This window comes from Ruegeria sp. BHSA162 (assembly GCF_059613385.1).
The window spans coordinates 53,237-66,403 of sequence record NZ_JBXWSK010000001.1 but is presented as its reverse complement, the minus strand read 5'-3'; the positions used below and the strand labels follow the sequence as shown (position 1 = coordinate 66,403).

The following is a 13,167-nucleotide window of genomic DNA, read 5'->3' as shown; positions in this document are numbered from 1 at the left end:
CCATGGTCAAAGCGATATCGAAGTTTGTACAGGGCCCGTCACGGGCCCTGTGTGTTTTGATCTTCCTGGTGGTGTCGCTCCCAGTGGCCGCCCAGCAGTTGGGTGTACCGCAATCCGGCGTGCTGACCATCTCAAGCGACCGGATCTTTACCGAGTCAGCATTCGGGCGACGGGTTTTTGATGAGATCGAAGCAGAAAGTGCTGCGCTGGCCGCTGAAAATGAACGCATCGTTGCCGAGCTGAGCCGCGAGGAAAAAGAGCTGACGCAAAAGCGCGAAGTCCTGAGCCCCGAGGAGTTCCGCCCGCTTGCAGAAGCCTTCGACCGAAAGGTCCAGTCTCACCGCGAGGGGCAACGCGCGAAACTGGATGCTCTGGCCCGCCGCAGTGACGAGGCACGCAACCAGTTCTTTGAGATGGCGCAGCCCGTGCTCATCGACCTGCTGCGTGAAACTGGCGCGTCGCTGATCATCGAACGATCCAACGTGTTTCTCAGCTCGGACGCCTCGGATGTTACGGCCATCGCCATCCGCAAGATCGACGCGGCCATCGGCGACGGATCGCAGCTGGAAGAGGGCGACAAGCCATAGCGTGGCTTGCCCTTGGGTACGGGTATTGCTAACCACGCGTGAACGAGACCTCGAGAACAGGACATCCTGAAAATGACCACGGAAACCAAGAGCGCCGACATTCAGCTGATCCAGCGGATCCTGCCGCATCGCTATCCGTTCCTGCTGGTTGACAAGGTGGAAGAGATTGACGGCTATCAGTCGGCGGTTGGTATCAAGAACGTCACCATGAACGAGCCACATTTCCAGGGCCATTTCCCCGGAACGCCGATCATGCCCGGCGTGACCATCGTCGAGGCGATGGCGCAAACCGCAGGTGTTATGCTGGGCGTCGGCATGGATGTCATCGACAGCGAGCTGCTGATCTATTTCATGAATATCGACAAGTGCAAATTCCGCCGCAAAGTGGTGCCGGGTGACGTGCTGAAAATGCATGTCGAAACCGTGCGCGGCAAGAAGGGCGGCAAGATCTTCAAGTTCAGCGGCCGTGCGACCGTTGACGGAGAAGTGGCGGCCGAGGCCGAGTTCTCGGCCTACGTCGATTGGGATATGGAAAAAACAGCATGAGCCGAATTCATCCCAGCGCGATCATCGAAGACGGCGCTCAGATCGGCCAGGACTGCGTAATCGGCCCGTTCTGCCATGTGGGGCCACAGGTGCGTTTGGGCGACCGCGTCGAATTGAAGTCGCATGTGGTTGTCACAGGGGAGACCTCGATCGGTGACGACTGCGTCATCTTCAACTTTTCGGTGATTGGTGAAATCCCGCAGGACCTCAAGTTCGGGGGCGAAAACACGCGGCTGGAAATTGGCAAGCGAAACCGCATCCGGGAACACGTTACGGTCAATACCGGCACCGAGGGTGGCGGCGGTGTGACCCGCATCGGCGATGACTGCCTGCTGATGGCCGGGGTCCATGTGGCCCATGACGTGCAGATCGGCAACCGGGTGATCATGGTGAACCATTCCGGCGCCGCCGGCCACTGCATCATCGAGGATGACGTGATCATCGGCGGCATTTCCGGTTTGCATCAATGGGTGCGCGTGGGCCGCGGCGCCATCATCGGTGCGCTGACCATGGTGCCCAACGATGTCATCCCTTACGGCCTGGTTCAGGCCTCGCGCGGCGAATTGGAGGGGCTGAACCTTGTCGGCCTGAAACGCCGTGGCGTTTCCCGGGCGGACATTTCGGCGCTGCGTGCGGCCTTTCGCGAGCTGTCCGAAGGCGAGGGCACCTTTATGGACCGCGCCAAGCGTCTGGGCGACAGCACAGACAGCGACTATGTGCGTCAGATCGTGGAATTCGTGACGGGCGAAAGCGATCGTTCGTTCCTGACACCAAGGAAATAGGATCATGCTGGCTCTGATCGCGGGAACAGGGGTTTTGCCGGACGAACTGGTTGCACACCTGCCGGAACGCCCCTTGGTTTGCGCGATGGAGGGATTTCAGCCCGAAACTCTGACGCCAGACGTGACCTTCCCGCTGGAGCAGTTGGGCAGTTTTGTCGCCGAGCTCAAAGCGCGCGGCGTCACAGATGTATGCCTCGCAGGTGCGGTCCGCAGGCCAGACATAAACCCCGCTCGGATTGACGCGCAGACCATGCCCTTGGTTCCGATCATACAGCAGGCGTTGATGTCGGGCGACGACGGTGCTTTGCGGGCGGTGATCGGCATTTTGGAGGACGCAGGTCTACGCGTTCGGGCCGCGCACGAGATCGCGCCGGACCTGTTGCCTCCTCTCGGGTGTCTGACTCAGGCACAGCCGACCGAGGCGGAGCTGGGCGATGCAAACCGGGCCGTGGGTGTCCTGCGTGCCATGGGGGCAGCGGATATCGGACAGGCTTGCGTTGTTCACAAAGGCCAAGTTCTGGTTGTCGAAGGGGCCTTCGGCACGGCCTGGATGCTGCAATCTCTGGCCGCTCGCCCTGATGCGGGCGGTGGTATTTTGTTCAAGGGCCCCAAGCCGGGCCAAGACCGACGTGCCGATCTGCCTGCCATCGGCCCCGACACCGTATCCAGCGCCGTTGCGGCCGGTTTGTCCGGCATCGTCATCGAAAAGGGTGGGGTGATCGTGTTGGACCGGCCCCAAGTGATCGCGGAATGCGACCGCCTGGGCCTGTTCCTGCACGTACATGAGCGGGCCGTCTGATGCGCGTTTTTCTGGTCGCCGGTGAACCGTCGGGCGACCGTCTGGGCGGTGCGCTGATGGAGGGGTTGAAGTCCCTTGTTCAGGATATCGAATTCGACGGGGTTGGCGGGCCGCTGATGCAGGCTCAGGGTCTGGTCAGCCGCTTCCCGATGTCCGAGCTCAGCGTGATGGGCCTGGTCGAGGTTCTGCCCAAGTTCTTTCACCTCAAACGTCGCATCGCCGAAACGGCGCAGGCCGTTCTTGATACCCAGCCCGACGTTCTGATTACTATCGACAGCCCCGACTTTTCGCTACGCGTGGCCAAGCAGGTCAAGGCGCGCAGCAATATACGCACCGTGCACTACGTCGCGCCCAGCGTCTGGGCCTGGCGCCCCAAGAGGGCGGACAAAATGGCCAAAGTCATCGACCATGTTCTGGCCCTGCTGCCGTTCGAGCCACCCTATATGGAAAACGCCGGAATGGAGTGCGATTTCGTGGGCCACCCGGTGGCCAGCGAGCCGGTTGCAAACGACGCGCAGATCGCGCAGTTCCGCGCCGATCACGGGCTGGGCGACGCGCCGATCCTGCTGGCCTTGCCCGGCTCGCGCCGGGGCGAGGTCGATCGGCTGGCGCCGGTATTCGGAGCGGCGCTTGACCTGTACCTGAAAGACCGCCCCGACATGCGGGTGGTGGTTCCGGCGGTCGCGCATGTGGCCGATACCGTAGCTGCCCATGTTCGGTCCTGGCCGGGTCAGCCGGTCGTGGTGGACCCGCGCAACATCGATACGGATCACGCGGTTGCCAGCAAGCGTGCGGCCTTTGCCGCCGCCGAGATCGCCCTGGCCGCGTCCGGCACGGTCTCATTGGAGCTGGCGGCCCAGTCCACGCCGATGGTGATTGCCTACAAGCTGACCTGGCTGACCCAGAAGATCGCCGAGCGCATGGTCAAGCTGGATACGGTCACGCTGGTCAACCTGGTGTCCGAAACCCGGACAGTGCCGGAATGCCTGCTGGATGACTGCACGCCTGAAGCCATTTCCGCCGCGCTTGCCTCCGTGTCGGCCGCGCCGGACGCGCAGGAACAGGCTATGGCCATCACGATGGAACGTCTCGGCCGCGGTGGCGAAGCGCCCGGTCTTCGGGCCGCGCGCGCGGTGTTGGAGCGGATGACGCCGTGATGCTGGACTATGTGGTCTTTGCGGCCTCGGCCTTCATGGCGCAGGTGCTGACCAATCTCGACAACCTCATGGCGCTGGTCGCCCTGATGATCGTCACCGGTCCGCAACGCGCGGTTCTGGGGTTCCTGCTGGCACAGGGGCTTGTGATCGGCGCGGCTTTCCTGCTGGCGCTGGGGGTCGAAGATGTTGTGCCGCACTGGGCCGGCTACCTCGGAGGCATCCCTCTGGCCTTGGGGCTTTTCGGGGCCGCTCGACAGCTTCGCGGAACAAATGCGCAGGACGCGCCCGCAGTGCCGGGCAGCGCCTCGGCGCTTGTGACAATGTTGTTGTTCACAAGCCTTTCGATGGACACGTTTGCGGTCCTCGCCCCCTTGCTGGCGGACTCGACCCCCGATTTCCGGCTGGCAGGTGTGCTTGGGGCAGGACTAGCAGCGCTCTCCCTTGCGATCGTGGGGCTGATCGGTGGGCGCGCCCAGATCATGACGGGACGTCTGGCGCAACGGCTGGAGTACCTCGTGCCTTACGTCATGATCTGCGCCGGGCTTTATATCCTCAGCAATTCGTGGACCGACGCGGTTCAGTAACCGCGCCAGATCCAGCCGCCGCCGAAGATGCGGCTGCCCTCGGTTTCATAGAACACGCAGGCCTGCCCGGGCGAGACACCTTCTTCGGGCGTCAGCAACTCGACTTCGGCGGTGGTGTCGGTCAGCGGACGGATGATCGCCTCGCGCGGGGGGCGGGTCGAGCGGACCTTGACCGAAACATGCCATTCTTTCTGCGAGGTGAAGGGCTCATCGCCCAGCCAGTTGATCTCGCGCACGGGGATGGTGCGGGTGGCCAACAGTTCCTTGGGGCCGACGACGACCTGTTTGCGGTCCACGTCCAGTTTGACGACATAGAGCGGCTCGCTGAGCCCGCCGATGCCCAGACCGCGCCGCTGGCCGATCGTGTAGTGGATCACGCCCTCATGCTGGCCCAGAACACGGCCATCGGCGTTAACGATTTCGCCCGGTTCGGCCGCGCCGGGGCGCAGTTTCTCGATCACGCTGGCATAGTTGCCGTTGGGCACGAAGCAGATGTCCTGGCTGTCGGGCTTATCGGCTACGCTCAGCCCGTATTGCGCGGCCATCTCGCGGGTCGCGTCCTTGGACGGCAGATGCCCCAGCGGGAAGCGCAGGAACTCCAACTGCTCGGGCGTGGTTGAGAACAGGAAATAGGACTGGTCGCGGTTGGCATCCTCGGCGCAGTGCAATTCGGGGCCATTGGGACCCATTTTGCGCTGGATGTAATGGCCGGTCGCCATGCAGTCGGCCTCGAGATCCTTGGCGGTTTCCAACAGGTCCTTGAACTTGACGCGCTCGTTGCAGCGGATGCAGGGCACCGGAGTCGCGCCGGCCAGATAGCTGTCGGCGAACTCGTCGATCACGGCGTCCTTGAAGATGTTTTCATAATCCAGAACGTAGTGTGGAAAACCGCGCTCCTCGGCCACGCGACGGGCGTCGTGGATGTCGATCCCGGCACAGCACGCACCCTTCTTGGCCAGCGCCGCCCCGTGGTCATACAGCTGCAGGGTTACGCCAACAACGTCATAACCCTGATCCGCCAGATACGCCGCCACGACCGAGCTGTCGACACCGCCCGACATGGCGACGACCACCCGCGTTTCCGACGGGGGTTTGGCAAAGCCAAGCGAGTTCAGAGGGGTCTCGGTGTCGAAGGCCATGGGCTGTTCCAGTCCGGGTTAAGAAAGACCGGCAGAATATAGGAAAATTCTACGCACTCTCAAGGGGCGGTTTCACCGCGCATTAAGTAGACTGCCGTCAGCTTTGTGGCACCAGAAAAAGGGTCGAAAGATGTATTTGCACAAAGTTGAGGGACCAAGGTCAGTTACCCTGCCGGATGGGTCTGTTTTGTCCCGAGCGGATTTGCCGCCTGCGGATACGAAACGCTGGGTCGCATCAAGAAAGGCCATTGTCGTTCGAGGCGTGCTTTACGGATTGATCTCCTTGTCGGACGCCAAGAAACGATACGGCCTGAGTGACGAAGAGTTCAACACATGGGTGTCTGCAGTCGCCGAACACGGAATCGAGGCCTTGAAAGTGACGGCGCTAAAAAAATATAGACAACCTAAAGGCGAAAGCGAATAAATGATTCAACGGTAACGTCAGATTAACCATTTGTGATCAGGGTTAACCCGAACTGGAATAGTTGAGCTGAATTGGAGCAGTGCAATGCGAATTCTTCTTGTCGAGGATGATCCGACCACGTCAAAAAGCATCGAGCTGATGCTGACGCATGCCAACCTGAACGTGTATGCGACGGACCTGGGCGAAGAAGGCATAGATCTGGCCAAGCTGTATGACTACGATCTGATCCTGCTTGACCTGAACCTGCCGGACATGAACGGACATGAAGTCCTGCGTCAGTTGCGCATTGCAAGGGTTGAAACGCCGATCCTGATCCTGTCCGGAGCCGACGACACCGAAAGCAAGATCAAGGGCTTCGGTTTCGGGGCCGACGACTACCTGACCAAACCGTTCCACCGCGAGGAGTTGGTGGCGCGGATCCATGCGATCATCCGCCGATCCAAAGGTCATTCGCAATCGATTATCCGAACCGGACGAATCGCGGTCAATCTGGATGCCAAGACGGTCGAGGTCGACAATCAGGCGGTGCATCTGACCGGCAAGGAATACCAGATGCTGGAGCTTCTGAGCCTGCGCAAGGGCACGACCCTGACCAAGGAGATGTTCCTCAACCACCTTTACGGCGGCATGGACGAGCCGGAACTCAAGATCATCGACGTTTTCATCTGCAAGCTGCGCAAAAAGCTCAGCAACGCCACGGGCGGCGAGAACTACATCGAAACGGTGTGGGGCCGAGGATATGTATTGCGCGATCCCCAGACGGACACGGTGGAAAACACTCGCTTGGCCGTCGGCGCCTGAAAATCTGACCCATCTGCCACCGCGGTCCAGGGTGGCACTCGCACTCACGGCTCAGCACATCTGGACCTGACCATGACCTCGCCCTATCACTGGGGTCCAAGACGATGTGACAGGGCGAGGCCATGAGCAATTTGATTGCAGTAGAAGATCTGACCGAGGATCAGGCTCGAGAGGAGTTGGCACGTCTTGCGGAACTCCTGCAGTGGGCCAACGACCTTTATCACGGTCAGGACGCGCCCGAGATCTCGGATGCCGAATACGATGCCCTGAAACTACGGAATCTCGAAATCGAGTCGCGGTTTCCGCAGCTAAAGCGCACCGACAGCCCCAGCGATCAGGTTGGTGCGCGGCCGGTGGACGGTTTCGGCAAAGTGATCCATGCGGTCCGCATGATGTCGCTTGGCAACGCATTCGACGATGAGGATGTAGCAGACTTCGTTCGGTCCGTTCGAAACTATCTTGGGCTGAGCGAAGAGGCGCCCCTCGAATTCACGGCCGAACCAAAGATCGACGGTTTGTCGCTGTCTCTGCGTTATGTGGACGGCGAACTGGTGCAGGCGGCAACACGGGGCGATGGGGAAGTTGGCGAAAACGTCACGGCCAATGCGTTGACCTTTTCAGATATCCCTCAAAAGATCGCCGACGCGCCCGGGATCCTGGAGGTTCGCGGCGAAGTCTATATGTCTCATGACGATTTCGAGAAGCTGAATGCCAAGCAGGCAGAGGCGGGGGCGAAGTTGTTTGCGAATCCGAGAAATGCGGCCGCCGGTTCGCTACGCCAGCTTGACCCAGAAGTTACGCGCGCAAGGCCCCTGCGGTTCTTCGCCTATGCCTGGGGCGAACTGTCCGAGCCGTTGGGAACCACCCAGTCATCTGCGTTGGATCGATTGAAGTCCTTTGGCTTTTCCACCAACGACCTGACTGCCGTTTGCAGCTCGACCGCGCAAATGCTGGAGCACTACCGCGCAATCGAAGAGCAGCGCTCTACGCTTGGCTATGACATCGACGGCGTCGTCTACAAAGTGAACGATTTGTCGTTGCAGGCCCGTCTTGGGTTTCGCTCGACCACACCAAGATGGGCGATCGCTCATAAATTTCCTGCCGAACTCGCCTGGACCCGGCTTGAGGCGATTGACATTCAAGTTGGCCGCACCGGCGCGCTTAGCCCGGTTGCGCGGCTGCACCCGGTGACGGTTGGCGGTGTGGTCGTGTCCAATGCAACCTTGCACAACGAAGACTACATCGCCGGTCGGGATTCGAAAGGCGAACAGATCCGCGACGGCAAAGATATACGTGTTGGCGATTGGGTGCAGGTGTACCGCGCCGGCGATGTGATCCCAAAAATAGCCGACGTCGACCTGAGCAAAAGGCCGGAACAAGCTGTCCCGTTTGAGTTTCCGACGAAATGTCCGGAATGCGGCAGCGACGCGATCCGCGAGGAAGGCGACTCGGTGCGGCGCTGTACCGGAGGGGTGATCTGCCCGGCGCAAGCGGTCGAGAAACTGAAGCACTTCGTTTCCCGCAAGGCGTTTGACATCGATGGGTTGGGGGCCAAGCAGATCGAAATGTTCTACAACGACCCGGACCTGCCGATCCGTACGCCGGCAGACATTTTCACATTGCAAAAGCGGGACGCTGCAAATCTGAACAAGCTGGCCAACCGAAAAGGCTGGGGCAGTCAGAGCGCCGCAAAACTCTTTGCCGCGATCGAGGAAAAGCGGACAATACCGCTGGGCCGCCTTCTGTTTGCGCTGGGTATTCGACACCTTGGTGAAGCCGCCTCGAACCTGATCGCCAATCACTACGGCACGTGGGACGCGTTCGAGCAGGCTGTCACGGCTGCCAGCCAATTCAGCGGACCCGAATGGGATGAACTGCTGAATATCGACGGCGTCGGTGAAGTCATGGCCCGGACCCTGGTTTCGACATTTGCTCAGGACGCAGAGCGCCAAAGCATCGATGCGCTGGTCGCCCAACTGAACGTACAAGAGGCCAAACGGCCGGATACATCGGGCAGCCCAGTCGCGGGAAAAACGGTTGTCTTTACGGGTACGCTCAAAAAAATGACCCGGGCCGAAGCAAAGGCCCGCGCGGAAGCCTTGGGGGCCAAAGTGGCTGGCTCAGTCAGCACAAAAACGGACTATCTGGTGGCCGGCCCCGGCGCAGGTTCCAAGGCCAAGAAAGCGGCAGAGCTGGGGATCGAAACCTTGGATGAAGACAGCTGGCTGCAGTTGATCGGGGACGCATGAGCGGCCGTCCAGAGCAACTGTTCCCGCTTTTTGCAGGGCTCGAGACGCTGGATGGTATCGGTCCCAAGACCGCACGCCTGCTGGCGCAGACCGGGCTGGAAACGCCACGCGATCTGCTGTTTGCATTGCCATATGCAGTGGTTGACCGGCGGCGGCGTGATACGATCCGCGGCGTGGATCTGCCCAAAACACTTACGGTGGAAGTCACCGTCGGCGCCCACCGCCCGGCGCACAACAGGGGCGGAGCCTATCGGATTTTCGTGCAGGACAGTCAGACCGATTTCCAACTGGTCTTCTTTCACGCCCGGGCCGACTACCTGAAAAAGGTCCTGCCCGAGGGGGCGAGACGGGTGGTGTCCGGCAAGCTCGAACTGTTTGACGGAACAGCGCAGATGGTTCACCCGGACCACATTCTGCCGGTCGAGCAGGCCCACAGCATCCCCGAGTTTGAACCGGTCTACCACCTGACCCAAGGTGTCACCCAGAAAACGGCCTACAAGGCGGCGCAAAGCGCGCTGGCACGCCTGCCAGATTTGGCGGAATGGGCGGATCCTGCACAGGTTTCCCGCCAGAACTGGCCGACTTGGGCCGATGCAGTCCGGGCGGCTCACACACCGCAAGGTGCCGATGACGTGGCAGCGTTTGCTCCCGCGCGCGAACGTCTGGCCTATGACGAACTGTTCGCCCATCAACTGACTCTGGCTCTGGCCCGACTGCGAGAACGCAAAACTCGTGGAACCGTAAGTGTCGCGACCGGGGCGTTGCAGACCCGAGTACTGGATGCGCTTCCGTACAAACCCACTGGGGCGCAGTTGCGTGCCATACGCGAGATAACCGAGGACATGGGTGCTCCGACCCGAATGAACCGCCTGCTGCAGGGGGACGTCGGATCCGGCAAGACACTGGTTGCGTTCATGGCGCTTCTGGTTGCGGTAGAGGCCGGTGCTCAGGGTGTCATGATGGCGCCGACCGAGATCCTCGCGCGCCAGCATCTGGAGGGCCTTCGCCCCCTGGCCGAGGACGCCGGCGTGGTTCTCGAAATCCTGACGGGACGGGACAAGGGGTCCGAGCGCAAGGCGAAGCTGGCCGCGCTCAAGGCGGGTGACATCCAAATTCTGGTGGGCACTCACGCGGTTTTCCAGAACGATGTGGCATTCCATGACTTGCGTCTGGCGATTGTCGACGAACAGCACAGGTTCGGTGTCCGCCAGCGGATGGAGCTCTCTGAGAAGGGACAGGGGGCCGATGTTCTGGTCATGACAGCCACACCGATCCCACGCAGCCTTGCGCTTGCACAATATGGGGATATGGACGTCTCGGTCCTGGATGAGAAACCGCCGGGACGCAAACCGGTCAAAACTGCGATTGTCAGCACTTCGCGCATGGAGGAGGTGGTCGATCATCTGCGCCGCGCGATCGAAGACGGAAAGCAGTGTTATTGGGTCTGTCCGCTGGTCGACGAATCCGAGGTCTCCGACCTCACCGCGGCCGAGGAACGGTTCAAACACTTGCGGGCCCAGCTGGGTGACGGAATCGTCGGCCTTGTGCACGGACAGATGCCCCCGGCCGAGAAAGATGCGGCAATGGCCGCCTTTCAGGACGGGCGGACCAAGGTTTTGGTTGCGACGACGGTCATTGAGGTGGGAGTAAACGTCCCCAACGCCACGATCATGGTCATTGAGCGGGCGGAAATCTTCGGGCTGGCCCAGTTGCACCAGCTACGCGGTCGGGTCGGACGCGGGCATGACGCGTCAACCTGTCTGTTGATGTATCAAGCGCCGCTCAGCGAAGGGGGTCGAAGGCGGCTGGAAGTTTTGCGGGAAACCGAAGATGGATTCAGAATTGCCGAAACGGACCTCGAGATGCGTGGGGCAGGTGACCTGATCGGGACCGCGCAATCCGGTCTTCCCCGGTTCCAGATTGCCGATTTGGAACGGCAGGCTGGACTTATGGCTGTTGCCCAATCTGACGCGCGTGCGCTGCTGGCTTCGGATCCGAAATTAACCTCCGAACGAGGTCAGGCCGCCCGTGTTCTTCTTTGGTTGATGAAACAGGATCAGGCCATCCGTTTGATTTCAGTGGGTTAGCGGGTTGCGCGCAAAAAGTTCACAAATGTTCTCATAAAGTTCTTTACTGATCTCCGGAAATATGAGAACAAAAGGTCAACAAAGGATTAATTCCCGACCGGAGGTGAAACATGCTGACCCAGATCAAAAGCGCTTTCAGCCGTTCGCAAGCCACGCTTTTGCAGGATGCAGCCGGCGCAGCTTCGCTGGTAGTCATGCTGATGGTGGCGCTTCACTTGCCCGTCGGGTTCTAAGCCTTTCTGCCTGCGATCTCGTGCCGATCAACCCGCGTATGTCATCCCCATTTCAGTCAAGGGTGACCTGCCTGTCCCAAACCCCTTGAAGGGGCCGTGCCTCGGCCCCACGCGGTAATCCGGACCCCACGCGAGAAACGCATTGACTGCCGCCGCCCTTTCCGCCCGGAAGGAGCGGCGGTTTTTTTATAGTTGACCGGTTTTGAAGATCTCAAGCAGGGCTGACAGGACCGAGTTGACGGCCACCGAGGCCAGAATCATTCCCATGACCCGGCTGATGATTGCCGCACCCGAATGACCGATCAGCCGGATGATCGGCTCGGCCAGCAACATCAACACAAAGGCGCAGGCCAGTACGGACAGCATGACCAACGCAGTAATGCCCTGATCCGCCACGCTGTAGCGGTGGTTGTCGGTCAAAATGACGATAGCCAGCATCGCACCGGGTGAGGCCAGAGACGGGACCGCCAAGGGGAAGATCGCCGGGTTGTGCCTGTGCAACTTGTCTTCCATGTCTTCTTCGGCCTGGCGCTGTTCGATTTCCTGTTTGCTTTCGCCAAAAATCATCGTCAGCGCGAACAGGAACAGGATGATCCCGCCGGCGACCTGAAACGAGTTGAGGCCGATATCCAGTGCCTCGATCAGCAATTGTCCAAAGACCAGAAAGAACAGAAGTATCCCGGCGCTGATCAGTGCGGCCAGCAGGGCAGTGCGCCGGCGCGCGGCGGCTTCGATACCCGCAGTGACGGCAATGAAAACCGGGATGGTTCCGATCGGGTCGATGACGACCCACAAGGTAACAAAATGTTCCAGAAGGTTGTTCAATTGGCTTCTCCGTCAAATTGGTCAGGAGGTTAGCCGCCTTCGATTCAAAAGACCATGTTCAGGCGCAGTTGGCTTGTTCGGCCTTCTCGAAAGCCTCGGCGGTTGCGTCGAGCGCAAGCATGATCGACGCGTGCCGGTTCTTGTAATCGCGGGCGGGCCGCAGAACTTCCAGTTCGTCAAACGGCGCATCCGGGGTGGGGCCGTCACTCTTGAGCATGGCCGCCAGCTGGTCGCGCGCGGTTTCAATTTGGGGGCGGGTTGCCCAGATGACCGATGCACCGACCACTGCCGCTGCGGCCTGACCCAGTGCGCAGGCTTTCACGTCCTGACCAAACTCGGTAATCCGGCCGTCCCGCACTTTGATGTCCACGGCAACCGTCGAGCCGCACAAGGGCGACCGTTTCTTGACGGTCGCATCCGGATCTTCCAACCGCTGCAGGTGCGGAATGTCGGCCGCCAGCGCCAGAATGCGCCCGGAGTAGAGCTTGATCAGGTCGGTTTCGCCGGACATGGGTTTCCCTCGGTGGCTGTTCCCCATACATAGTGGCCATGTTCTGGGATGCAAAAGGTTTTTGCGATGTCGCGCTCTGCTACGTTCGACCCGTCGACGCTCAAATTCAATGAGGCTGGGTTGGTCCCGGCCATCGCGCAAGAGGAGAGCACCGGCGAGGTTCTCATGATGGCTTGGATGAACGCCGAGGCGATCCGAAAGACGCTGGAAACCGGGCGCGTCACCTATTGGTCGCGCTCGCGCCAGTCCTTCTGGGTCAAGGGAGAAAGCTCGGGCCACGTGCAAGAGTTGGTGGATTTTCGCGTCGATTGCGATCGGGATTGCCTGTTGGTTCTGGTGCGACAAAGCGGCCCCGCTTGCCACACAAACCGCCGAAGCTGCTTCTACACCGCCGTCCGGAACGGGGAAGAGGTCGAATTGATGTCGCCGATGGCCTGAGGGCG

Annotated in this window: 15 protein-coding genes; 12 read left to right on the top strand and 3 right to left on the bottom strand. The window is 60.6% G+C overall.

Going from position 1 to position 13,167, the window contains the following annotated elements:
* Window positions 1-2 precede the first annotated feature (2 nt).
* The 6 genes from AC2FM5_RS00380 (at window position 3) to AC2FM5_RS00355 (ending at window position 4,455) form a co-directional block, all read left to right on the top strand.
* A complete protein-coding gene (locus tag AC2FM5_RS00380) occupies window positions 3-587 on the top strand; it encodes an OmpH/Skp family outer membrane protein (RefSeq protein ID WP_170442656.1) in 585 nt (194 codons plus the stop codon).
* 72 nt (window positions 588-659) lie between these two features.
* Complete coding sequence (gene fabZ / locus AC2FM5_RS00375) at window positions 660-1,133, top strand: 3-hydroxyacyl-ACP dehydratase FabZ (protein WP_170339263.1); 474 nt, start codon at window positions 660-662, stop codon at window positions 1,131-1,133.
* Window positions 1,130-1,915 (top strand): acyl-ACP--UDP-N-acetylglucosamine O-acyltransferase, encoded by a 786-nt coding sequence (lpxA, locus tag AC2FM5_RS00370; protein ID WP_170339261.1) that lies wholly within the window; start codon window positions 1,130-1,132, stop codon window positions 1,913-1,915. Before fabZ ends, lpxA begins: the two co-directional genes overlap by 4 nt.
* Before the next feature lie 4 nt (window positions 1,916-1,919).
* Window positions 1,920-2,714: an LpxI family protein gene (locus AC2FM5_RS00365; protein WP_170580369.1), complete on the top strand. Its 795-nt coding sequence runs from the start codon at window positions 1,920-1,922 to the stop codon at window positions 2,712-2,714.
* Entirely contained in the window at window positions 2,714-3,871 is a 1,158-nt protein-coding gene (gene lpxB / locus AC2FM5_RS00360) for a lipid-A-disaccharide synthase (RefSeq protein WP_170432734.1), read from the top strand. Before AC2FM5_RS00365 ends, lpxB begins: the two co-directional genes overlap by 1 nt.
* Window positions 3,871-4,455, top strand: coding sequence for a hypothetical protein (locus AC2FM5_RS00355; protein WP_496733287.1), 585 nt, complete (start codon window positions 3,871-3,873; stop codon window positions 4,453-4,455). Before lpxB ends, AC2FM5_RS00355 begins: the two co-directional genes overlap by 1 nt.
* On the opposite strand, the gene mnmA is transcribed toward AC2FM5_RS00355, so the two are convergent.
* Window positions 4,449-5,594 carry a tRNA 2-thiouridine(34) synthase MnmA gene (mnmA, locus tag AC2FM5_RS00350; RefSeq protein ID WP_496733286.1) on the bottom strand — a complete coding sequence of 382 codons (1,146 nt, stop codon included), beginning with the start codon at window positions 5,592-5,594 and terminating at the stop codon, window positions 4,449-4,451. The two genes, AC2FM5_RS00355 and mnmA, sit on opposite strands and share 7 nt — an antisense overlap.
* A gap of 130 nt (window positions 5,595-5,724) precedes the next feature.
* On the opposite strand from mnmA, the gene sciP reads away from it, so the two are divergent.
* The 5 genes from sciP to AC2FM5_RS00325 all read left to right on the top strand — a co-directional run bounded on the left by sciP (window position 5,725) and on the right by AC2FM5_RS00325 (window position 11,388).
* On the top strand, window positions 5,725-6,018 hold the full coding sequence (gene sciP, locus AC2FM5_RS00345; protein WP_170338674.1) for a CtrA inhibitor SciP: 294 nt from the start codon (window positions 5,725-5,727) through the stop codon (window positions 6,016-6,018).
* Window positions 6,019-6,102: 84 nt separating this feature from the next.
* Complete coding sequence (ctrA, locus tag AC2FM5_RS00340) at window positions 6,103-6,819, top strand: response regulator transcription factor CtrA (protein ID WP_170339250.1); 717 nt, start codon at window positions 6,103-6,105, stop codon at window positions 6,817-6,819.
* Between the two features lie 122 nt (window positions 6,820-6,941).
* Window positions 6,942-9,068 carry an NAD-dependent DNA ligase LigA gene (ligA, locus tag AC2FM5_RS00335; protein ID WP_496733285.1) on the top strand — a complete coding sequence of 709 codons (2,127 nt, stop codon included), beginning with the start codon at window positions 6,942-6,944 and terminating at the stop codon, window positions 9,066-9,068.
* Window positions 9,065-11,155: an ATP-dependent DNA helicase RecG gene (recG, locus tag AC2FM5_RS00330; protein ID WP_496733284.1), complete on the top strand. Its 2,091-nt coding sequence runs from the start codon at window positions 9,065-9,067 to the stop codon at window positions 11,153-11,155. The genes ligA and recG overlap by 4 nt, the downstream gene beginning before the upstream one ends.
* Before the next feature lie 110 nt (window positions 11,156-11,265).
* Window positions 11,266-11,388 (top strand): hypothetical protein, encoded by a 123-nt coding sequence (locus AC2FM5_RS00325; RefSeq protein ID WP_480694189.1) that lies wholly within the window; start codon window positions 11,266-11,268, stop codon window positions 11,386-11,388.
* A 186-nt stretch (window positions 11,389-11,574) separates the two neighbouring features.
* On the opposite strand, the gene AC2FM5_RS00320 is transcribed toward AC2FM5_RS00325, so the two are convergent.
* Together AC2FM5_RS00320 and AC2FM5_RS00315 are read right to left on the bottom strand one after the other, a co-directional pair.
* Complete coding sequence (locus AC2FM5_RS00320; RefSeq protein ID WP_093962021.1) at window positions 11,575-12,213, bottom strand: MarC family protein; 639 nt, start codon at window positions 12,211-12,213, stop codon at window positions 11,575-11,577.
* 58 nt (window positions 12,214-12,271) lie between these two features.
* A complete protein-coding gene (locus tag AC2FM5_RS00315) occupies window positions 12,272-12,724 on the bottom strand; it encodes an iron-sulfur cluster assembly scaffold protein (RefSeq protein ID WP_496733283.1) in 453 nt (150 codons plus the stop codon).
* Window positions 12,725-12,772: 48 nt separating this feature from the next.
* Between AC2FM5_RS00315 and hisI the strand changes: the two genes are divergently transcribed.
* Window positions 12,773-13,162, top strand: coding sequence for a phosphoribosyl-AMP cyclohydrolase (gene hisI, locus AC2FM5_RS00310; protein WP_170442666.1), 390 nt, complete (start codon window positions 12,773-12,775; stop codon window positions 13,160-13,162).
* Window positions 13,163-13,167 lie beyond the last annotated feature (5 nt).